The sequence below is a fragment of the Bordetella saccharivorans genome, from assembly GCF_045862855.1.
GTDB classification, from domain to species: domain Bacteria; phylum Pseudomonadota; class Gammaproteobacteria; order Burkholderiales; family Burkholderiaceae_B; genus Bordetella_A; species Bordetella_A petrii_F.
This window is the reverse complement of sequence record NZ_BAAFZO010000001.1, coordinates 699,889-720,139: the sequence shown is the minus strand read 5'-3', so window position 1 is coordinate 720,139 and position 20,251 is coordinate 699,889. Positions and strand designations below refer to the sequence as shown.

The following is a 20,251-nucleotide window of genomic DNA, read 5'->3' as shown; positions in this document are numbered from 1 at the left end:
CCGGGCAGGCATGCTGCTTGCTGTAGCGCCTGCCGCATTCCCGCCACACGCAGCCAGGAGCCTCCCCATGTCTTATCCCTCCGGCGACGCGCCGCACGCCCACGGCCCGGGCGGCGGCGCCATTTCCACCACCCTGCGCGTCAACGGGGTAGAGCACGCGCTGCGGCTGGACCCGCGCGCCACCCTGTTGGACACCCTGCGCGAAACCCTGCACCTGACCGGCACCAAGAAGGGCTGCGACCACGGCCAGTGCGGCGCCTGTACGGTGCACCTCGACGGGCGGCGCGTCAACGCCTGCCTGGTGCTGGCGGCCGCCGCGGGCGGCCGCGCCGTGACCACCATCGAAGGCCTGGGCGATGCCCGCGCGCCGCACCCGCTGCAGGCCGCCTTCGTGGCGCGCGACGGCTACCAGTGCGGCTATTGCACCGCCGGGCAGATCATGTCGGCGGCGGCGCTGTTGAACGAACCCTGCGGCGACAGCGACGACGAGGTGCGCGAGCTGATGAGCGGCAACCTGTGCCGCTGCGGCGCGTATGCCAACATCATCGACGCCATCCAGGACGTGCGCGGGAACCGGTGACGCCATGCATGCCTTCCACTACCTGCGCGCCGCCGACATCGACGAAGCCGTGCGGCTGGCGGCCGCGCCCGACCGCCCCGAGACCCGCGTGCGCTTCCTGGCCGGCGGCACCACCCTGGTCGACCTGATGAAGCTCGATGTCGAGATGCCCGCGTATGTGGTCGACATCAACGGGCTGGGCCTGGACCAGGTCGAGGTCCTGGCCGACGGCCGGGCGCGCATCGGCGCCCTGGTGCGCAATGCCGACCTGGCGCGCCATCCGCATATTGCCCGGCATTACCCGGCGCTGTCGCAGGCGCTGCTGGCGGGTGCCTCGGCACAGCTGCGCAACATGGCCACCACCGGCGGCAACCTGCTGCAGCGCACCCGTTGCGTCTATTTCCGCGACCGCGCGGCGCGCTGCAACAAGCGCGAGCCCGGCAGCGGCTGCGATGCCATCGCGGGGCACAACCGCAACCTGGCGGTGCTGGGCGCCAGCCCGCACTGCATCGCCACCAACCCGTCCGACATGAATGTGGCCCTGATGGCGCTCGACGCCACCGTGCACGTGCATGGCGCGCGCGGGCCGCGCGACATCGCGCTGCGCGATTTCTTCCTGCTGCCCGGCGACACGCCCGAGCGCGAGACGGCGCTGCGCGACGGCGAGCTGATTACCCACGTGACGCTGCCGGCGCCCCGCCCGGGCACGCATTCGACCTACCTGAAGCTGCGCGACCGGGCTTCCTACGAATTCGCCCTGGCCTCGGCCGCGGTGGTGCTGCAGTCCGACGCGGAGTGCATTGTGGCGGCCGGCATCGCGCTGGGCGGCGTGGGCACGCGCCCGTGGCGCTGTCCGGCCGCCGAGCAGTTGCTGGTCGGCCAGGCGCCGGACGTGGGCCGTTATGCGCAGGCAGCCCACGCCGCGCTGCGCGACGCCGTGCCGCAAAGCCAGAACGGCTTCAAGATTGAGCTGGCCAGGCGCTGCCTGGCGCACGCGCTATCCATGGCCCTGCCGCCGCACTGAGCAAGGACCCGACATGGAATCTCCCCGCATCGCTCATCCCGAGGCCATCGGCCAGCCCCTGCCGCGCATCGACGGCCCCTTGAAAGTCAGCGGCGCGGCGCGCTACACCGCCGATTTCATGCTGCCCGGCATGCTCTACGCCGTGCCGGTATGCAGCACCGTCGCCAACGGCCGCATCCTGGCCCTGGAGGCCGAAGCGGCGCTGGCCATGCCCGGGGTGCGGACCGTCCTGCATCACGGCAACCGGCCGCCGCTGTACCGCGCCGCCAGCGGTTCCATCGACGAGGCCCGGCCGCCACTGGATGACGACATCATCCGCTATTACGGCCAGTACGTGGCGCTGGTGGTGGCCGATACGCTGGAACAGGCCCAGGCGGCCGCGCGCGCCGTGCGCGTGGCCTACGACAGCCAGCCGCCCGACGTCGCGCCGCCCGCCGACGAGGACACCTCCGAGGTGGAAAGCCGGCGCGGCGACGCGCCGGCCGCCTACGCCAACGCCGCCGTGCGCATCGACGCCACCTACTGCACGCCGGTGGAAACCCACAACTCGCTGGAACTGCACGCCTGCGTCGCCGAGTACGACGGGCAAGCCTACACGCTGTATGAGACGACCCAGGGCGTGGTCAACCATCGCGACGTGGCGGCGCAGATGCTGGGCACCGGCAAGGAGAACGTGCGAGTCGTCTCGCACTACCTGGGCACCGGTTTCGGCGGCAAGCTGTGGGCCTGGAACCACTCGCTGCTGGCGCCAGTCGCCGCGCGCCTGCTGGGCCGGCCGGTCAAGCTGGTGGTCAGCCGCGCCATGACCTTCCACAGCACCGGCCACCGCCCGTATACCCGCCAGCGCCTGCGCCTGGGTGCCACGCCGGAGGGCCGGCTGGTGGCCCTGCAGCACCACTATCTGAGCCAGGCCTCGATACTGGATGACTACCGCGAGAACTGCGGCGAAGCGACGCCGCGCATGTACAGCACGCCCAACCTGCTGGTATGTTCCGGCCTGGCGCGTCGCCATGTCGGCGCGCCCACGTCGATGCGCGGGCCCGGCGCGGTGCCGGGCATGTACGCGCTCGAATCGGCCATGGATGAGCTCGCCATCGCGCTCGGCATGGATCCGGTCGAGCTGCGCCTGCGCAACGAGCCCGGCCACGACGAAGGCAACGGCCTGCCGTTCTCATCGCGCCATCTGCGCGAATGCCTGCAGCAGGGCGCGGCGACGTTCGGCTGGCGCGACCGCTCGCCCGCGGTCGGTTCGATGCGCGACGGCGAGCTGGTGCTGGGCTGGGGCGTGGCATCGTGTTCGTGGCTGGGGCTGCGCATGCCGACCGACGCCAGCGTCAGCCTGCATGCCGACGGCTCGGCCCGCGTGGTGTGCGCCACCCAGGACATCGGCACCGGTACCTATACCGTGCTGGCGCAACTGGTCAGCGCCGAGACCGGCATCGCGCCCGATCGCATCCAGGTGCAGCTAGGCGATACGCGCTTGCCGCGCGGCCCGATTTCGGGCGGCTCGGCGGCCACCGCCTCGGTAGTGCCGGCGGTATTGGCCGCCGCGCGCAAGGCGGTGCAGGGCGCCTGCAAGCTGGCAGTGGGCGACAGAGGGCCGTTCGCCGGCAGCCAGCCCGACGAACTGAGGCTGCGGCATGGCCGCCTGCAGTTGCACGACGACAGCGTCGGCCCGGGCGTGCCGCTGGCCGAGGTGCTGGCCGCCGCCGGCGTGGCCGCGGTTTCCGGCGATGGCCACGGCGGCTCGGGCCGGGAGCAGAAGAAGCAGTATTCGATCAACTCGTACGGCGCGCATTTCGCCGAAGTGGCCTGGCACCCGGCCACCGCGCGCCTGCGGGTCGCCCGCGTGGTGACGGTGATCGACGGCGGCCGCATGATCAACCCGCGCATGGCGCGCAATCAGATCGAAGGCGCGATCGTCATGGGCGTGGGCATGGCACTGCTGGAACAGACCCATTACGACGACCGCTCCGGGGCGCCCGTCAACAGCAACCTGGCCGACTACATCATGGCCACCCACGCCGACGCGCCGCGCATGGACGTGAGGTTCCTCGATTACCCCGACTACGCCTGGAACGACGCGGGCGCGCGCGGCATCGGCGAGATCGGCCTGGCCGGCATCGCCGCCGCCATCGCCAATGCCGTCCACCATGCCACCGGCGTGCGCGTGCGGCAATTGCCGGTGCGCATCGAGGACCTGCTGCCCGCGGCGGGCTGAACTACCACTTCACGCCGACCCCGGTGCTGTAGATCGATTCATTCAGGCTCTCGCGCGAGCTGCTGACCTGGTTGCGCGCGTATTTCAGGTACAGCGACATCCAGCTGTTGAGGTTGTAGCGCAGGCCGGCCTCGCCGGTAATCGCCATCTCGGCCTCGCTGTCGAACGGGCGCAGCAGTTCGCCCTTGGTGAACAGCTCGAACTGCTTGCCGCTGAAGTAGCGCACGTAGTCCCAGCGCAGGCTGCCGGCGTAGGCATTGTCGCTGCCGCCGTCGCGATAGCCGTAGTGCACCCGTCCGACCAGGGCCGACAGCGAGAAGGCGCCCAGCTCGTTATCCCAGAACTGGTAGCCGGGCCCGGTGCCGTAGGCGGTCTGGCGGTCCAGGTCTTCCACCCAGTCGCGCCGGTGCATGGCCCGTACCTGCCAGAAGGCTTTTTCCGTCAGGAAGCGGTCCAGCGTGTAGTCCAGCCCGTAGTTGTGATTGCTGACGCTGTGGTCGTCCTTGCTGCGCAGGTACGAGCCGGTGAAGCGGTGGCGCCACAGCGCACGGCGCACGGTCGTGTCCAGCGCCATGGAGTAGTCCTGGGTCTGCGTCGAGGCGTTCTTGCGGGTGGCGGCCAGGTCCACGCGGCCGGTCACGGCGGTTTCGTTCAGGAACGGGTGCGGCCGCACGATGCTCTCCACCGCTGCCAGGGGCACGTCGGCCCGCACCGGCTGGGCGCCCGCCGGGCCGCGCTCCACGCCTTCGAGCACCACCGTGCCGGGTGGCCCGCCCGCCAGCCTGGCGCGATAGTCGTGCGCCAGGGATTCATCGCGTATCACCAGCGGCGTATCGCTTTGCAGGGTCTTGACGTGCTCGAAGGCGATGCGCACGTCGCCGCCGTAATCGGTGTGGATCAGCAGCTTGCCGCCGTCCAGCGACTTGATGGTGCCGGTCAGGCGGTCGCCGTTATTCAGCCAGACCGTGTCGGCGCAGGCCGGCGCCACCGCCAGCGCCAGTATGAGCGCGGCGAGGCGCCAGCGGCGCGCGAGGGAGGCAAGGGGCAGGGAAATGAGTCGCGGCATGGCGGGCAATCGATGGAGCAACAAGCCTCCATCCTAGCCTCCGCGCGCCGCGCCGCGCTACTGCAGCCCGAAGAACGCCAGGGTGTTGTCGCACTGGATTTTCCGCACTGCGCTGTCCTCCAGGCCGGCCGTCGCGACCAGCCGGCCCACTTCCTGTTCGCCCAGCGGGTAGGGGTAGTCGGACCCGAGCAACACGCGGTCCTCGCCCATCACGTCGACCAGCAGGCGCAGCGAGCGCGCGTCGAACACCGCGCTGTCGACGTAGAAGCGGTCGGTATACGACGACGGCAATCGAGGGCAGTCCTGGCGGATGATGTCGCGGTGCCGCCAGGCATTGTCGACCCGTCCCAGCAGGAACGCGAAGCTGCCGCCGCCATGGGCGAAGCACAGCTTCAGGCTGCGCGGGATGCGCTCGAAGGCGCCAGACAGGATCAGCGACAGGATGCCCAACTGAGTCTCGGCCGGCATGGCGACCAGCCACGGCAGCATCCAGCGTTTCATGCGGCCATCGGTCATCATGTCCCAGGGATGCACCAGCACCGGGATATGTTCGTTGGCGCAGTGGATCAGGAACTGCACCAGGGCGTCGTCGTCCAGGTCGCGCGCGCCTACGTGGTTGCCGATCTGCACGCCCAGATGGCCGGCCGCGCGGGCGCGCGAGGCTTCGCGGCATGCCAGTTCCAGATCCTGCAGCGGCACCTGCGCCAGCGCCTTGAGGCGGTCCGGCGCGTGGGCGCAATGCGCCAGGGCCAGGTCGTTCATGCGCGCCGCCCATTGCGCCGCCGGCTGGGCGGGGTAGCGATAGCCGAACATCACCGGCGTGGCGCACAGGATCTGCATGTCCACGCCGTGCCGGTCCATCTGCGCCAGGCGCAGGGCCGGGTCCCACAGCGTGGCGTCGACCGGGCGGAACGGCCGCTCGCCGGCCATGATCTGCCCGCTGCCGTCGCCGTCCAGGCGCAGCCAGGGCGCATCCAGCGGGTCCAGCGCGGCCGCTTCCTGCCGCGTTATGGGCGGGAAGAAGTGCGCGTGCATATCGATTTTGCGGATCATGATGCGGGACGCTCCTTGCCGGGATGCAGCCGACCGCAATGCGGGCAGGTGCGCCTGGCTTCACTGGTATAGAAGGCTTCGAACAGCGGCGGCAGGTCGGTCACAATGCTCTTGAGCTGCACCTCGACCCGGTGTACCAGGCCGCCGCAATCCAGGCAGTACCATTCGAAGCCGTCACGCAGGCCGGGCGGGCGTTGCCGTTCGATGACCAGGCAGGCGCTGCCCGCCTCCGGGCGCTGAGGGGAATGGCGCACGTGCGGGGGCAGCAGGAAGATGTCGCCTTCCTTCAGGTCGACGCGTTCCTCCCTGCCGTCGATCCACAGGCTCAGCCAGGCATTGCCGCGCAGCTGATAGAAGAATTCCTCCAGCGGATCGTCGTGGTAGTCGGTGCGGTGGTTCGGCCCGCCCACCACGGTGACGATGAAATCGCTGTCCTGCCAGATCTGCTGGTTGCCCACGGGCGGCTTCAACAGGTGGGCGTGATCGTCTATCCAGCGGCCAAAATTCAGGGGTGTACCGTAGGCGAGCATCGGCGTCTCCGTGTGGCCGTGGCCGGCGCCACGGCTCGAAATATGGCATCAGGCGGCGGGCTTGTAGGCCACCGCCTTGATTTCGATGAGCAGGTGAGGGTGGGGCAGCTGGTGCACCGCCACTGTGGTGCGGGCCGGGCCGCCGGCGTCGAAGTACTCGCCGTAGACCTCGTTGTATCCGCCGAAGTCGTTCATGTTGACCAGGAAGGCGCTGATCTCCACCAGGTCCGCCAGCGTCGCGCCGGCGCTGGCCAGGATGTCGCGGATATTCTCGATGACCGCGCGGGTCTGCGCGCGGATATCGAGGCTGGTGGTGCCCATGGCGTCGACCGTGGCCCCGGCGATGCGGTTGTCCGGCAGGCGCGCGCTGGTGCCGGAGACGAACAGCAGGTCGCCGGCGCGCTTGAGGTGCGGATACTTGCCGCGCGGCGTGGCCTTGCCGGCGACAACGGTGGCGTGGGTGGAATCGCGGCTCATCGGGTCTTCCTTGTCGGCAATCCGTCGACCGGCCGGGCGCGGGGCGCGCCTCAAGTGTCTGCGCCGGACTGCGGGGTGGGCGAAAAGAGTTCCGGCGGCAGGTGCGCCACCGCTTCGTAGGTGAGGCGGATGTGGCTGGCCAGCAGGGCGCAGGCGGCTTGCGCGTCGCGCGCCAGCGTGGCGTCCACGATGCTCCGGTGTTCGTCGTGCAGGTCGCGCGCGATGGGACGCCGGGTGATCGTCAGGCGCCGGTAGCGTTCGGCCTGCTGGTACAGGATGCCCAGGAAGTGGTGCATCCAGCGCGACGGACAGGCGCTGATCAGTTCGCGGTGGAATTCGCGATTGCGGCGCTCCCATTCCTCGAATCCGGCGGTGGGGTCGCCGGCCAGGCGCTGCTCGGCCTTGCCGAGCCGGTGGAACGCCGCGAGGACGCGGCTTTCCCAGTCGTCGTCGCCCAGTTCGATGGACTGGCGCAGCGCTTCGGTTTCGAGCAGCACGCGGTTTTCGGTGATGTCGCGGAAATCGTGCAGCGAAATCGGCGTGACGTGAAAGCCGCGCTGCCCGTGCGAGGTGACCAGGGCGTCCGACACCAGCAGTGCCAGCGCCTCGCGCAAGGTGCCGGCGCCCACGCCATAGTCGTCCTTCAGGTGCTCGACGCGCAGGCGCGAGCCGGGCGGGTGCCTGCCTTCGATGATGTCGCGCCGCAGGTTGACGTAAGCCGTCCCCACCAGCGTGTTGGGCGCGGCGGCATGCGCGAGCGACGGAAGCGAGACGTTATCGGCCATGGGCGTACTGTAGCACCGCTTGGAAAAAATCTCGATAAAATTTATTGACTCCGAGATTTTTGCTGCTTATCGTAGAAAAAAGCGTCGCCCTTGCTTTCCCTTCCAATGGCCAGGCGCTCCAGGAGACAAGCAGTGATACGGCTACATGACATCCGGTATGTCCGGCTGGGTACTCGCGATCTGGCGGCCGCGGCGCGCTACGCGACCGAGGTGCTGGGCCTGGAAGTCGCCCGCAAGGAAGGCAAGTCGGTCTATTTCCGCTCCGACGGACGCGACCACACGCTGTGCTATTTCGAAGGCGATCCGCGCGACCATACGGCGGCCTTTGAAGTGGATTCGCTCGACGAACTGGAGCGGGCCGGCGCCGTGCTGGAGCGCAGCGGCTACCAGGTCGCGCGCGGCACGCGCCAGGCGGCCGAGCAGCGCCACGTGCAGGATTTGCTGCAGTTCACCGACCCGTCCGGCAATCGCATCGAGCTGGTCTATGCGCCGCACCATAGCGGCCGCCGCTATTTCCCGTCGCGCGACGCCGGCATCACCGGCTTCAGCCACATCGGCCTGCGCACGCTCGACGCGCGCCGCGACGAGGCCTTCTGGACCGGCCTGTTGTCCGCGCGCGTCAGCGACCGCATCGGCGATGCCCCTTTGCTGCGCATCGACGAAGTCCATCACAAGATCGCGCTGTTCCCGTCCGCCCATCCCGGCGTGCAGCACATCAACCACCAGGTCGAGAGCATCGACGACATCATGCGCGCCTGGTACCTGTTGCAGGAACGCAAGATCCCGATCAAATTCGGCCCCGGCCGCCACCCCACCTCGGGAGCCATGTTCCTGTACTTCGAGGGACCCGACGGCATGATCTACGAGTACTCGTGCGGCGTGCGACTGATCACCGCCGAGGACGAGAAGACCTACCGGCCGCGGCAGTTCCCGGCGGTGCCCGCGTCATTCTGCATGTGGGGCGCGCGTCCCGACATCCCGGAATTCAAGTCATGAGCGCGGCGGCCGCGATTCCGACCGCTGGCGAGCAGGCGCGCGTGCGCGTGGCGGCGCGCGCCCTGGCGCGGGCCGGGCTGGCGCACGCCTATGGCCATTGCAGCCTGCGCCTGGACGCCGGTCATTTCCTGGTGTGCGCCGCCCGTCCCATGGGCCTGATCGCGCCGGACGAACCCGGGGCGGTGGTGCCGGTGCATGGCGAGCTGCCGGCCGGCGTGCTGGGCGAGGTGCGCATCCACCAGCAGATCTACCGTGCCCGCCCTGAGGTCGGCGGCGTGGCGCGCACCATGCCGCCCACGGTGATGGCGCTGTCGGCCGCCCGCGTCACCCCCGCGCCGCGCCATGGCATGGGTTCGTACTTCTGGCCCGCGGTGCCGCTGTGGGACGACCCGCTGCTGGTGCGCAGCGACGCGCAGGCGCTGGGCGTGGCGCGCGCGCTGGGCGAGGCCGCGGCCGTGGTCATGCGAGGCAACGGCGCGGTGGTGGTGGCGCCGACGCTGCCGCAGGCAGTGGTGCTGACCTGGTACCTGGAGGATGCCGCGCGCATCGAATGGCAGTTGCGCGCCGCCGGGCTGGCCGACGGCGCGCCGCGGCTGGACGAGGCGCAGGCGCGCGAGCGGGCGGTGGGCACCGGCCGCATCTACGAGCGCATGTGGGAATACCTGGCCGACGGCGACCCGGAATACGCCGGCGCCGGCGGCGCCGACTGAGGACGACATGACCGAGTTCCGCAACTTCATCAATGGCCAGTGGGTGGCCACCGGCAAGACTTTCGACAACCGGGATCCCGTCGACAACCGTCTGATCGGACAGGTGCATGAAGCCGGCGCGGCCGAGGTGGACGCCGCGGTGGCGGCGGCGCGCGCCGCGCTGTCCGGCCCGTGGGCCGGCCTGAAGGCGCAGCAGCGCGCCGAACTGCTGCACGCGGTGGCCGACGGCATCGACAAGCGCTTCGACGATTTCGTCGATGCCGAGATCGCCGACACCGGCAAGCCCTACGGGCTGGCCAGCCATCTCGATATTCCGCGCGGCGCGGCCAATTTCAAGATATTCGCCGACCTGATCCGCAACGTGCCCAACGAGAGCTTCGAGATGGACACGCCCGACCATGGCCATGCGCTGAACTACGCCGTGCGGGTGCCGCGTGGCGTGATCGGCGTGATCTGCCCATGGAACCTGCCGCTATTGCTCATGACCTGGAAAGTCGGGCCGGCCCTGGCCTGCGGCAACACCGTCGTGGTCAAGCCGTCGGAAGACACGCCGGGCACCGCCACGCTGCTGGGCGAGGTCATGAACGAGGCCGGCGTGCCGCACGGCGTCTACAACGTCGTCCACGGCTTCGGGCCGGACTCGGCCGGCGAACTGCTGACGCGCCATCCGGAGGTGGACGGCATCACCTTCACCGGCGAGACCCGCACCGGCGAGGCCATCATGCAGGCCGCCGCGCGCGGCGTGCGGCCGGTGTCGTTTGAGCTGGGCGGCAAGAACCCCGGCATCGTGTTCGCCGACGCCGACTTCGACAAGGCAGTGGCCGGCATCGCGCGCGCCGCCTTCGACAATACCGGGCAGGTGTGCCTGGGCACCGAGCGCGTGTATGTGCAGCGGCCGATCTTCGAACGCTTCGTCGCCGCGCTGGGCGAACGGGCGCGCGCCTACCGCCTGGGCCGGCCGCGCGATCCGGGCGTCGACCTGGGGCCGCTGATCTCGTTGCGCCATCGCGAAAAAGTGCTGCGCTACTACCAGTACGCCCGCGACGACGGCGCCACGGTGGTGGCCGGCGGCGGCGTGCCCGACATGCCGGGCGCGCTGGCCGAGGGAGCCTGGGTGCAGCCGACCGTCTGGACCGGCTTGCCGGAGTCCTCGCGCGTGATCCGCGAGGAGATCTTCGGGCCGTGCTGCCACATTGCCCCGTTCGACACCGAAGAAGAAGCCGTTGCCCTGGCCAATGCCACGCCCTACGGCCTGGCCGCCACGGTCTGGACCAGCAATGTCGGCACTGCCCATCGCCTGGGCAAGGCCCTCAACGTGGGCATCTGCTGGGTCAATTCGTGGTTCCTGCGCGACCTGCGCACCGCGTTCGGCGGCGCCAGGCAGTCGGGCATCGGGCGCGAGGGCGGCGTGCATTCGCTGGAGTTCTACACCGAGCTGCGCAACGTCTGCGTCAAGCTCTGACAGGGCCGACATCGGGGCCGGCCCGCGCAGAACGGGTCGCCCCGCCTACAAGGAGACAGGCATGCAAGTATTCGCAAGAGGGCTGGCCGCCCTGGCCGCGGCCGCGACGCTGGCCGGCGCGGGCGCCGCGCGGGCCGACATTACCATTGGCTTTTCGGGCGTGTTGTCCGGCCCGCAGGCCGCGCTGGGGCAGGACCAGTACGACGGCCTGATGCTGGGCATCGAGCAACTGGGCGGCAGCCTGGGCGGGCAGAAGGCCGTGGTGCTGCGCGAGGACGATCAGCTCAAGCCGGACGTGGGCGCGCAGATCGTGCAGAAGTTCATCGAGCGCGACAAGGTCGACGCGGTGGTCGGCCTGGGCTTTTCCAACGTGCTGATGGCGGAACTGCGGCGTATCAAGGATTCCGGCGTGGTGGCGATTTCCACCAATGCCGGGCCGGCGCCCATCGCCGGCCGCATGTGCCTGCCGAACCTGTTCGTGCTGGGCTGGCAGAACGACAGCATGTCCGAGGCGATGGGGCAGTACGTCAAGGACCAGGGCTACCGGCGCGCCTACCTCATGTCGTCGAACTACCAGGCCGGCAAGGACAAGCTGGCCGGCTTCAAGCGCTTCTACGGCGCCGAGCCGGCCGACGAGATCTACACCCAATTGGGTCAGCTCGATTATTCGGCGGAGATCTCGCGCATGAGCGCCGCCAGCCCCGATGCGCTGTTCGTGTTCTACACCGGCGGCGTAGGCGTGAACTTCGTGCGGCAGCTGCGCCAGGCCGGCCTGATGGAGAAGCTGCCGTTCTTCTCGGAAAGCCTGATCGATTCCAATACCCTGGCCGCGCTGAAGGAACAGGCCGTGGGCGCCATCTATGGCACGCCATGGGCCACCACGCTGGACAACCCCAAGAACCGCAAGTTCGTCGAGACCTTCCAGGCCAAGTACGGCCGCCTGCCGTCCGAATACGCGGCGGCCGGCTACGACGCCGCGTTCCTGCTGGACGAGGCGGTGCGCAAGCTGGATGGCAAGCTGGGCGACAGCAAGGCGCTGGCCGCCGCGGTCAAGGCCGCCGGCGCGACCTTCCCGTCGGTGCGTGGCAAGTTCGCCTTCAACACCAACAACATGCCGGTCCAGAACTTCTACGCCTACCAGGTAGTGAAAGAAGCGGGCGGCGTCGGCGTGAAGCAGCTGGCCACCGTCTTCACGGATCACAAGGATGCCTACGCCGCCGATTGCAAGATGAAATAGGCGCCGCCCGCCCTCGGAGTTTCCTCATGAACGGATCGCTGCTGCTGTCGCAATTCCTCAATGGCCTGCAACTGGGCGCGCTGCTATTCCTGCTGGCCTCGGGCTTGACGTTGATCTTCGGCATCATGAACTTCATCAACCTGGCCCATGGCTCGCTGTACATGATCGGCGCGTTCCTGGGCGCCAGCGCGTACAACGCCAGCGGCTCGTTCGGCTTCGCCATCCTGGCCGCCGTGTGCGGCAGCGGACTGGTGGGCGTGGCCCTCGAGCGCGTCGTGGCGCGACCGCTATACCGTCACGACCATCTCTACCAGGTGCTCGCTACATTCGGGCTGATGATGTTCTTCAACGAGCTGGCCTCGGTGATCTGGGGCAGCCGTCCGTACTATGCCGCCATTCCGCCGGCGCTGCGCGGCTCGGTGGCGGTGTTCGGCACCGACTACCCGGTCTACCGCCTGCTCATCGTGGGCGTGGGCGCGCTGGTCGCCGCCGGGGCGTGGTTCCTGATCCAGCGCACCCGCTTCGGCATGCTGATCCGGGCCGGCGCCAGCAATGCGCCGATGGCCAGCGTGCTGGGCGCCAACGTGGACCTGCTCAAGACGCTGCTGTTCCTGCTGGGCGCGGCGCTGGCGGGCCTGGCCGGCGCGCTGGCCGGGCCGATCCTGTCGGTGCAGTCGGGCATGGGCGAGCCGGTGCTGATCCTGGCCCTGGTGGTCATCGTGGTGGGCGGCATCGGTTCCGTGCGCGGCACCCTGGTGGCGGCGCTGCTCATCGCCATGATCGACACGCTGGGCCGCGCCTTCCTGCCGGACCTGCTGCGCAGCGCGTTCGACAGTTCAGTCGCCAACGCGGTCGGGCCGGCGCTGGCATCGATGCTGATCTACATCCTGATGGCCGTGGTGCTGGCGTTCCGCCCGCACGGCCTGATCTTTGCCGCGCGGCGCTGAGCTCGCCGGGGAGTCCACCATGCCATCACACCGCACCGCGCCATGGTTCCTGCCGCTGCTGTTCCTGGTCTTGGCGGCCGTGCCGCTGGCCGCGCAGTGGCTCGATGAACCCTTCTACGTCACCTTCGGCGCCCGCGTGCTGATCTACGCGCTGGCGGCCGTGGCCCTGAACCTGGTGCTGGGATTCGCCGGGCTGGTCAGCTTCGGCCATGCCATGTTCCTGGGCCTGGGCTGCTATGCGGTGGGCATCCTGTCGTACTACGGCATCGCCAGCGGCTGGATGCAGCTGGCGGTCTGCGTGGCTGTCTGCGCGCTGGTCGCCCTGGCGGTCGGAGCCGTGTGCCTGCGCACTTCCGGCATCGGTTTCATCATGATCACGCTGGCGTTCGCCCAGATGTTCTACTTCCTGGCGGTCAGCCTGCGCGAGTATGGCGGCGACGACGGCCTGAACATCTACGAAGGCAGCGACTTCGGCCTGTTCGACCTGGGCGGTAGCCTGCCGGTCTATTGGGCCGCCTGGGCGTTGCTGCTGGCCGCGTGCCTGGGCATGCTGCGGCTGCGGCGCTCGCCCTTCGGCATGATCCTGCGCGCCACCCAGGTCAATACGCGCCGTGTCGATGCCCTGGGCTATTCCGTGTTCCGCGTGCGCCTGACCGCCTACGTCGCTTCCGGCGTGCTGACCGGGGTGGCCGGCCTGCTGCTGGCCAACCTCACGGCCTTCGCCTCGCCCAGCTACATGTCCTGGCCGGTCTCGGGCGAGCTGATCGTCATGGTGGTGATCGGCGGATTGGGCAACGTGCTGGGTCCGGTGGTCGGGGCGATCGGCTACCTGCTGCTGGAGGAGCTGTTCAAGGGCATGACCCAGCACTGGATGCTGCTGATGGGGCCGGTCGTGGTGGCGATCGCCATGCTGGCGCGCAACGGCTATGTGGCGCTGCCGCGCCGCCGGCCGCCGGCCGCGGCCGGCGATCCCCCGCCACGCGCCGACCCGCTGCGCAAGGAGGCCTCGGCATGACGGCGGCCATCCTGCCGGCGCCGCGCGCGCGCCATCTCGCCACCCAGGGCCTGTCGCGCAGCTTCGGCGGCCTCAAGGCTACCGACGGCGTATCGCTGGAGGTCCGCCCGGGCGAGCTGCATGCGCTGATCGGCCCCAACGGCGCGGGCAAGACCACGCTGATCAACCTGCTGTCGGGCGAGTTGCGCGCCGACGCCGGCGCGGTGCGGCTCGACGGGGTCGACATCTCGGCCGCGACGGTGCAGCAGCGGGTGGCGCTCGGCTTGCTGCGCTCGTACCAGGTGACCTCGGTGTTCGATGGCTATACCGTGCTGGAGAACGCCTGCCTGGCCGCGCTGCGCAAGCGCCGCCGGCGCCTGTCGCCGTGGCGGCCGCTGGCCGCCTGCCAGGACGTGGTCGACGCGGCGCGGCAGGCCTTGGCGGCCTGCCGGCTGCAGGACGTGGCCGACAGCGAAGTGGGCAGCCTGGCCTACGGCCAGCGCCGCCAGCTCGAGATCGCCATGGCCCTGGCCGGGGAGCCGGGCATCTTGCTGCTGGACGAGCCCATGGCCGGCATGAGCGCCGCCGAGAGCGCCGCCGTCATCGACCTGTTGCGCAGCTTGAAAGGCCGCTACACCATCGTGCTGGTCGAGCACGACATGAACGCCGTGTTCGCCCTGGCCGACCGCATCAGCGTGCTGGTCTACGGCAGGCTGATCGCCACCGGCGACGCCGAGGCCATCCGCAACCACCCCGACGTGCGCCGCGCCTACCTGGGCGACGACGCCGACGCCTGATCCGGAGGACCCGCCATGTTGAACATCCGCGGCCTGACCGCCGGCTACGGCCACTGCCAGGCGCTGTTCGGCGTCGACCTGGAGGTGCGCGAAGGCCAGGTCCTGGGCCTGATCGGCCGCAACGGCATGGGCCGCAGCACGGTCATCAAATGCCTGTTCGGCCTGTTGCCTGTCCAGGCCGGCAGCATCCACTACCGCGACCAGGCCCTGCGCGGCATGGCGCCGTACCGCATCGGCCGCCTGGGGCTGTCGCTGGTGCCGGAAGGCCGGCAGATCTTCCCCACCCTGACAGTCGAAGAAAACCTGGTCGCCACCGCCGTGGCGCGCGGCGGCGCCCGGGTCTGGACCCTGGAACGCGTCTACGCGCTGTTCCCGCGGCTGCGCGAGCGGCGCGCCAACCTCGGCACCCAGCTGTCGGGCGGCGAACAGCAGATGCTGGCGCTGGGCCGCGCCCTGATGACCAACCCCAGCCTGCTGGTGCTCGACGAAGCCACCGAGGGGCTGGCCCCGGTCGTGCGGGCCGAGATCTGGCGCGTGCTGGCCCAACTGAAAGCCGACGGACTGTCGATGATCGTGGTGGACAAGAACACCACCGCCTTGCTGCGCCTGTCCGATCGCAACGTCATCCTCGACAAGGGGGTCTCGGTATGGGACGGCAGCTCCGCCGAGCTGGCCGCGCGCCCCGACCTCGTCGCCACCTACGTGGGAGTCTGAAATGAAGCTGCAAGACAAGGTCGCCCTGGTCACCGGCGCCGCCCGCGGCATCGGCCTGGCCATTGCCCGCCGCTACCTGGACGAGGGTGCGCGCGTCCTGCTGGTCGACCGCGACCAGGCCACCCTGCAGGCCGCCATGGCAGGCCTGCCCGACCAGGCGCGCAGCTTCTGCGCCGACGTGGCCGCCGCGCCGTCCGCCGCCGCCATGGTGGCCGAATGCGAGCGCCTGTGGGGCGGGCTGGACATCTGCGTATGCAATGCCGGCATGATACGCGCCGCCGACTTCCTGGACCTGACGCTGGACGACTTCAAGGCCGTTATGGACGTCAACGTGTGCGGCACTTTTCTGGTGGCCCAGGCGGCCGCGCGCGCCATGGTGCGCGGCGGCAGGCAGGGCGCCATCGTGCTGATGTCGTCCATGACCGCCGAACTGGCCATGGCCGACCAGCTCGCCTACGGCGCCAGCAAGGGCGCGGTCCGCCAGATGACCAAGTCGATGGCGCTGTCGCTGGTGGCGCGCGGCATCCGCGTCAACGCCATTGGCCCGGGCAGTATCGAGACCGACATCATGCGGACCATCGCCACCGACCCGCAGGCCCTGCGCACGGTGCTGTCGCGCATACCCATGGGCCGCCTGGGCGAGCCGGAGGAAGTGGCCAAGGTGGCGGTGTTCCTGGCCAGCGACGACGCCAGCTACATCACCGGCCAGACCATCTACGCCGACGGCGGCCGCCTGGCCTTGAACTACACCGTGTCCGTGCCGGACGCCTGAGCCTGGCGGCTGCCGAAGCGTTCGGCGAACTGGCGGGTGAACACCGCGCCGAAGAAGAAGATCTGCGCGGAGTAATAGATCCACAGCAGCAGCGCGATCAGCGAGCCCGCCGCGCCGTAGGCCGACACCGTGCCGCCGCGGCCCAGGTACAGGCCGATGCCCCACTTGCCCACCAGGAACAGCGCGGCGGTTACGATCGCGCCCGGGATGACGTCGCGCCAGGGTATGTCGATGCTGGGCAGCAGCTTGTACACCACCGCGAACAGGGCCGTGACCACCGCGAACGAGAACAGGTTGGACAGCCAGCCGGCTACCACCGCGAAAGCCGAATGGGTCCACAAATCGCCGTAGTAGGCCTTGGCCGCGCCCAATGCGGCGTTCATCATCAGCGACACCAGCAGGAACATCGCCAGCACCAGCACCAGGCCGAACGACACCATGCGGCTGCGCACCAGCCCCTGCAGGCCGGCCTTGCGCTGGCTGGTGGCGTCCCAGAGCTCGTCCAGGCTGGCCTGCAGCTCGGCGAACGCGGTGGTGGCGCTGAAGACCAGCACGGTAATCGACAGCAGCGCCGCGATCCAGCCGCCGCCGGACTCGTGCGCGCTGGCCAGCACCGTCTGGATGACTTCGGCGCCGCGCGCCCCGGTCAGCTCGCGCACCTGCGCGAACAGCTCCGAGCGCACCGCCTCTTCGCCGAAGAAAACGCCGGCCACCGCGATCACCAGGATCAGCATGGGCGCCAGCGAGAACACCATGTACAGCGACAGCGCGGCGCCCTTGCTGGAAGCCCGGTGGTTCGACCACTGCTTGGCCGACTCGACCAGCAGGCCGGCGATTTCCGAAGGGCGCAGCATCTTCAGCAAGCGGGGCGGGATAGTCATGGCGCTCATTGTGAGGACAGGGACCCTCGCATTGTAGGGGGGCCTCTCGGGTCGCCACAATCCGCAAGCGGCGTGCCCGTCCGCTGGCTCCGGTCCATTGGAAGGTGTCTGACACCCTTCGGGTGTCAGACACCTTGGGCTGATACCGAAGCCGCCACGGGGCAGTCGGCCGGGGCGCCGCAAAAGAAAACGCCCCCAAGGGCGTACCCTTGGGGGCGTCGGTCTGGCGCGCCCCGGCGTACCGGGGCTGCAGCGGCGTAGGCCTGGACTTAGAAGTCCATGCCGCCCATGCCGCCCATGCCGCCGGGCATGGGGGGAGCAGCGGGCTTGTCTTCCACCAGCTCGACCACCGCGGCTTCAGCCGTCAGCAGCAGGCTGGCCACCGAGGCGGCGTTCTGCAGGGCGGTGCGGGTCACCTTGGTGGGATCCAGCACGCCTTGCTCGACCAGGTCGGTGTACTCGCCGGTCGCGGCGTTGTAGCCGTAGTTGCCCTTGCCGTTGAGCACATTGTTCACCACCACGCTGGCTTCTTCGCCGGCGTTGGTCACGATGGTGCGCAGGGGCTCTTCGACAGCGCGCAGGATCAGCTTGATGCCGGCGTTCTGGTCAGCCGTGTCGCCCTTCAGGTCGGCAATGGCTTGCTTGGCGCGCAGCAGCGCCACGCCGCCGCCGGCCACCACGCCTTCTTCCACCGCCGCACGGGTCGCGTGCAGGGCGTCTTCGACGCGGGCCTTCTTTTCCTTCATTTCGACTTCGGTGGCGGCACCGACGCGGATCACGGCAACACCGCCGGCCAGCTTGGCCACGCGCTCTTGCAGTTTTTCACGGTCGTAGTCCGAGGTGGCTTCCTCGATCTGGACGCGGATCTGCTTGACGCGGGCTTCGATCGACTTGCTGTCGCCAGCGCCGTCGATGATGGTGGTGTTTTCCTTGGCCACTTCGATGCGCTTGGCCTGGCCCAGGTCCTGCAGGGTGGCCTTTTCCAGCGACATGCCGGTTTCTTCCGAGATGACCACGCCGCCCGTCAGGATGGCGATGTCTTCCAGCATGGCCTTGCGGCGGTCGCCGAAGCCGGGCGCCTTGACGGCGGTGGTCTTCAGGATGCCGCGGATGTTGTTCACCACCAGGGTGGCCAGCGCTTCGCCCTCGACGTCCTCGGCGATGATCAGCAGCGGACGGCTCGACTTGGCGACTTGTTCCAGCACGGGCAGCAGGTCGCGGATGTTGCTGATCTTCTTGTCGAAGATCAGGATGTACGGATCATCCAGCGCGGCGACTTGCTTGTCGGGGTTGTTGATGAAGTAGGGCGACAGGTAGCCGCGGTCGAACTGCATGCCTTCGACCACGTCCAGTTCGTTGTCCAGCGACTTGCCGTCTTCGACGGTGATGACGCCTTCCTTGCCGACCTTGTCCATCGCGTCGGCGATGATCTTGCCGATCGATTCGTCGCTGTTGGCGGAGATCGAGCCGACCTGGGCGATTTCCTTGCTGGTGGTGACCGGCTTGGATTGCTTGGCCAGTTCAGCCACGGCGGCGGTGACGGCCTTGTCGATGCCGCGCTTGAGGTCGATGGGGTTGAAGCCGGCGGCAACGTACTTCAGGCCTTCCTGGACGATGGCCTGGGCCAGCACGGTGGCGGTGGTGGTGCCGTCGCCGGCGTTGTCCGAGGTCTTCGAGGCGACGTCCTTGACCAGCTGGGCGCCGATGTTCTCGAACTTGTCCTTCAGTTCGATTTCCTTGGCAACCGACACGCCGTCCTTGGTGACGGTGGGGGCGCCGAACGAACGCTCGAGCACGACGTTGCGGCCCTTGGGGCCGAGGGTGGTTTTGACGGCATTGGCGAGGACGTTCACGCCGCGGACGATGCGGACGCGGGCGTCATCGCTGAACAGGACTTGCTTGGCAGCCATTGTGAGCTTCCTTCGAAAATTCGTTCAGAAATTACTGGATCACGGCGAGGATTTCTTCCTCGCGGATGACGAGCAGCTCTTCGCCATCGACTTTCACCGACTGGCCGGCATACTTGCCGAACAGCACCTTGTCGCCAGCCTTCAGGTCGACCGGCAGCACTTTGCCGTCTTCGGTCTTCTTGCCTGGGCCAACGGCCACGACTTCGCCTTGATCCGGCTTTTCGGCGGCGCTGTCGGGGATGACGATGCCCGAGGCAGTCTTGCGCTCGTTGTCCAGGCGTTTGACGATCACGCGATCGTGCAGGGGACGCAGGGCCATGAGGAACTCCTGTTTCTATATAGAAAGGGTGAAAATGATCGGTTTTCAGGCCGGGATGGGCTGTTAGCACTCACCGGCGGCGAGTGCTAATTATAGGGATGATGCCCACGGGTTCAAGGGGGGATGGGCCGGTTGTTACATTTTCGTGCGGGGGCGGCAGGGCTCACTGGATTTGAGCTGTCCCCGTTTCACTGCCCGCCAAGCCGGAACCCTTCGCTTTCCAACGCCGCCGCCACGCGCGCCAGCACGCTTTTCCGGTCATTGCCTTCGGTCGCCAGGACGTGTAGCTCGAGCGGGCCGAGCGCGGCGAACTGCTGGTGCAGCGCCGTGATGGGCGCGGGGTCGGCCAGCGTGTCGCCGCCGCGGTTGCGGCAGCGCTCGATCGCGGCCTGCAGGGGCGGGCGAAGCACGATGTAGTGGACCGGCAGGCTGAGCGCCGCAAACGCCCCGAGGAACCAGGGCCCGACAATGCCGTCGACGATGACGAAGTAACCGCCCCGGGCGTAGCGGGAGGCGGCATTTGCCAGGACATCGAGCACGACCTCGTTCTGCGCATGCGCTTCAGGAAGGTACGGTTGAATGGCCCCGTGCTTTATGAAACGCCAGAAATCGTCTGCATGGAGATGCACCTTCGACGATCCGCCCGAGGCTGCCAGGGCGGATGCCGTGGTTGTCTTGCCCGCGCCCGGCGGGCCGGTGAGGATGAGGATTTCACCGCTGCGATCGATGTTCACCAATGACTCCCACCTGAGTACGATCAGTCCAATTCATGCGCGGCTTCCGGGCGGCTCCGTGCC

The 20,251-nt window shown here is 68.8% G+C and carries 21 protein-coding genes; 12 read left to right on the top strand and 9 right to left on the bottom strand.

From position 1 onward, the window contains the following. Positions 1-10 precede the first annotated feature (10 nt). From ACKTT0_RS03455 to ACKTT0_RS03445, 3 genes are read left to right on the top strand one after another with little or no spacing between them, the layout of a single operon-like run. On the top strand, positions 11-580 hold the full coding sequence (locus ACKTT0_RS03455; protein ID WP_407848148.1) for a (2Fe-2S)-binding protein: 570 nt from the start codon (positions 11-13) through the stop codon (positions 578-580). Positions 581-584: 4 nt separating this feature from the next. Beyond that, a complete protein-coding gene (locus ACKTT0_RS03450) occupies positions 585-1,583 on the top strand; it encodes an FAD binding domain-containing protein (RefSeq protein WP_407848147.1) in 999 nt (332 codons plus the stop codon). 13 nt (positions 1,584-1,596) lie between these two features. Further along, positions 1,597-3,804, top strand: a complete 2,208-nt coding sequence (locus tag ACKTT0_RS03445; RefSeq protein ID WP_407848145.1) for a xanthine dehydrogenase family protein molybdopterin-binding subunit — start codon at positions 1,597-1,599, stop codon at positions 3,802-3,804. 1 nt (position 3,805) lies between these two features. Here the strand turns inward: ACKTT0_RS03445 and ACKTT0_RS03440 are convergent, their stop codons facing one another. Genes ACKTT0_RS03440 through ACKTT0_RS03420 form a run of 5 tightly spaced genes read right to left on the bottom strand, consistent with a single transcriptional unit; the run spans position 3,806 to position 7,715 of the window. Further along, complete coding sequence (locus tag ACKTT0_RS03440; protein ID WP_407848143.1) at positions 3,806-4,870, bottom strand: DUF481 domain-containing protein; 1,065 nt, start codon at positions 4,868-4,870, stop codon at positions 3,806-3,808. A gap of 57 nt (positions 4,871-4,927) precedes the next feature. Next, complete coding sequence (locus ACKTT0_RS03435) at positions 4,928-5,923, bottom strand: amidohydrolase family protein (protein ID WP_407848142.1); 996 nt, start codon at positions 5,921-5,923, stop codon at positions 4,928-4,930. After that, positions 5,920-6,453, bottom strand: coding sequence for a 3-hydroxyanthranilate 3,4-dioxygenase (locus ACKTT0_RS03430; protein WP_407848141.1), 534 nt, complete (start codon positions 6,451-6,453; stop codon positions 5,920-5,922). Before ACKTT0_RS03430 ends, ACKTT0_RS03435 begins: the two co-directional genes overlap by 4 nt. A gap of 48 nt (positions 6,454-6,501) precedes the next feature. Further along, positions 6,502-6,930, bottom strand: coding sequence for a RidA family protein (locus tag ACKTT0_RS03425; protein WP_407848140.1), 429 nt, complete (start codon positions 6,928-6,930; stop codon positions 6,502-6,504). A gap of 50 nt (positions 6,931-6,980) precedes the next feature. Beyond that, positions 6,981-7,715 carry a GntR family transcriptional regulator gene (locus tag ACKTT0_RS03420; RefSeq protein ID WP_407848139.1) on the bottom strand — a complete coding sequence of 245 codons (735 nt, stop codon included), beginning with the start codon at positions 7,713-7,715 and terminating at the stop codon, positions 6,981-6,983. 132 nt (positions 7,716-7,847) lie between these two features. Here ACKTT0_RS03420 and ACKTT0_RS03415 point away from each other — a divergent pair, with 132 nt between their 5' ends. The 9 genes from ACKTT0_RS03415 to ACKTT0_RS03375 all read left to right on the top strand — a co-directional run bounded on the left by ACKTT0_RS03415 (position 7,848) and on the right by ACKTT0_RS03375 (position 16,344). Continuing rightward, positions 7,848-8,711, top strand: coding sequence for a VOC family protein (locus ACKTT0_RS03415; protein WP_407848137.1), 864 nt, complete (start codon positions 7,848-7,850; stop codon positions 8,709-8,711). Beyond that, positions 8,708-9,421, top strand: a complete 714-nt coding sequence (locus ACKTT0_RS03410) for a class II aldolase/adducin family protein (protein WP_407848136.1) — start codon at positions 8,708-8,710, stop codon at positions 9,419-9,421. The genes ACKTT0_RS03415 and ACKTT0_RS03410 overlap by 4 nt, the downstream gene beginning before the upstream one ends. Positions 9,422-9,428: 7 nt before the next feature. Next, on the top strand, positions 9,429-10,883 hold the full coding sequence (locus tag ACKTT0_RS03405; RefSeq protein WP_407848134.1) for a 2-hydroxymuconic semialdehyde dehydrogenase: 1,455 nt from the start codon (positions 9,429-9,431) through the stop codon (positions 10,881-10,883). 61 nt (positions 10,884-10,944) lie between these two features. After that, the gene (locus tag ACKTT0_RS03400) at positions 10,945-12,120 is read left to right on the top strand and encodes an ABC transporter substrate-binding protein (protein WP_407848132.1); all 1,176 of its coding nucleotides are present in this window, start codon (positions 10,945-10,947) and stop codon (positions 12,118-12,120) included. A gap of 26 nt (positions 12,121-12,146) precedes the next feature. After that, the gene (locus ACKTT0_RS03395) at positions 12,147-13,067 is read left to right on the top strand and encodes a branched-chain amino acid ABC transporter permease (protein WP_407848130.1); all 921 of its coding nucleotides are present in this window, start codon (positions 12,147-12,149) and stop codon (positions 13,065-13,067) included. 19 nt (positions 13,068-13,086) lie between these two features. Further along, positions 13,087-14,082 carry a branched-chain amino acid ABC transporter permease gene (locus tag ACKTT0_RS03390; protein WP_407848128.1) on the top strand — a complete coding sequence of 332 codons (996 nt, stop codon included), beginning with the start codon at positions 13,087-13,089 and terminating at the stop codon, positions 14,080-14,082. Beyond that, complete coding sequence (locus tag ACKTT0_RS03385; protein WP_407848126.1) at positions 14,079-14,858, top strand: ABC transporter ATP-binding protein; 780 nt, start codon at positions 14,079-14,081, stop codon at positions 14,856-14,858. Before ACKTT0_RS03390 ends, ACKTT0_RS03385 begins: the two co-directional genes overlap by 4 nt. A 15-nt stretch (positions 14,859-14,873) precedes the next feature. After that, positions 14,874-15,572, top strand: a complete 699-nt coding sequence (locus ACKTT0_RS03380; protein ID WP_407848124.1) for an ABC transporter ATP-binding protein — start codon at positions 14,874-14,876, stop codon at positions 15,570-15,572. Position 15,573: 1 nt separating this feature from the next. Continuing rightward, positions 15,574-16,344 carry an SDR family NAD(P)-dependent oxidoreductase gene (locus ACKTT0_RS03375; RefSeq protein WP_407848123.1) on the top strand — a complete coding sequence of 257 codons (771 nt, stop codon included), beginning with the start codon at positions 15,574-15,576 and terminating at the stop codon, positions 16,342-16,344. On the opposite strand, the gene ACKTT0_RS03370 is transcribed toward ACKTT0_RS03375, so the two are convergent. From ACKTT0_RS03370 to ACKTT0_RS03355, 4 genes are all read right to left on the bottom strand, one after another. After that, entirely contained in the window at positions 16,317-17,225 is a 909-nt protein-coding gene (locus ACKTT0_RS03370; protein WP_407848121.1) for a YihY/virulence factor BrkB family protein, read from the bottom strand. The genes ACKTT0_RS03375 and ACKTT0_RS03370 overlap by 28 nt on opposite strands. A gap of 269 nt (positions 17,226-17,494) precedes the next feature. Then, positions 17,495-19,135 (bottom strand): chaperonin GroEL, encoded by a 1,641-nt coding sequence (gene groL / locus ACKTT0_RS03365; RefSeq protein ID WP_028352540.1) that lies wholly within the window; start codon positions 19,133-19,135, stop codon positions 17,495-17,497. Positions 19,136-19,166: 31 nt separating this feature from the next. Continuing rightward, positions 19,167-19,454, bottom strand: coding sequence for a co-chaperone GroES (gene groES / locus ACKTT0_RS03360; protein ID WP_012250823.1), 288 nt, complete (start codon positions 19,452-19,454; stop codon positions 19,167-19,169). Positions 19,455-19,642: 188 nt separating this feature from the next. Beyond that, positions 19,643-20,188 (bottom strand): AAA family ATPase, encoded by a 546-nt coding sequence (locus tag ACKTT0_RS03355; RefSeq protein ID WP_407848120.1) that lies wholly within the window; start codon positions 20,186-20,188, stop codon positions 19,643-19,645. Positions 20,189-20,251 lie beyond the last annotated feature (63 nt).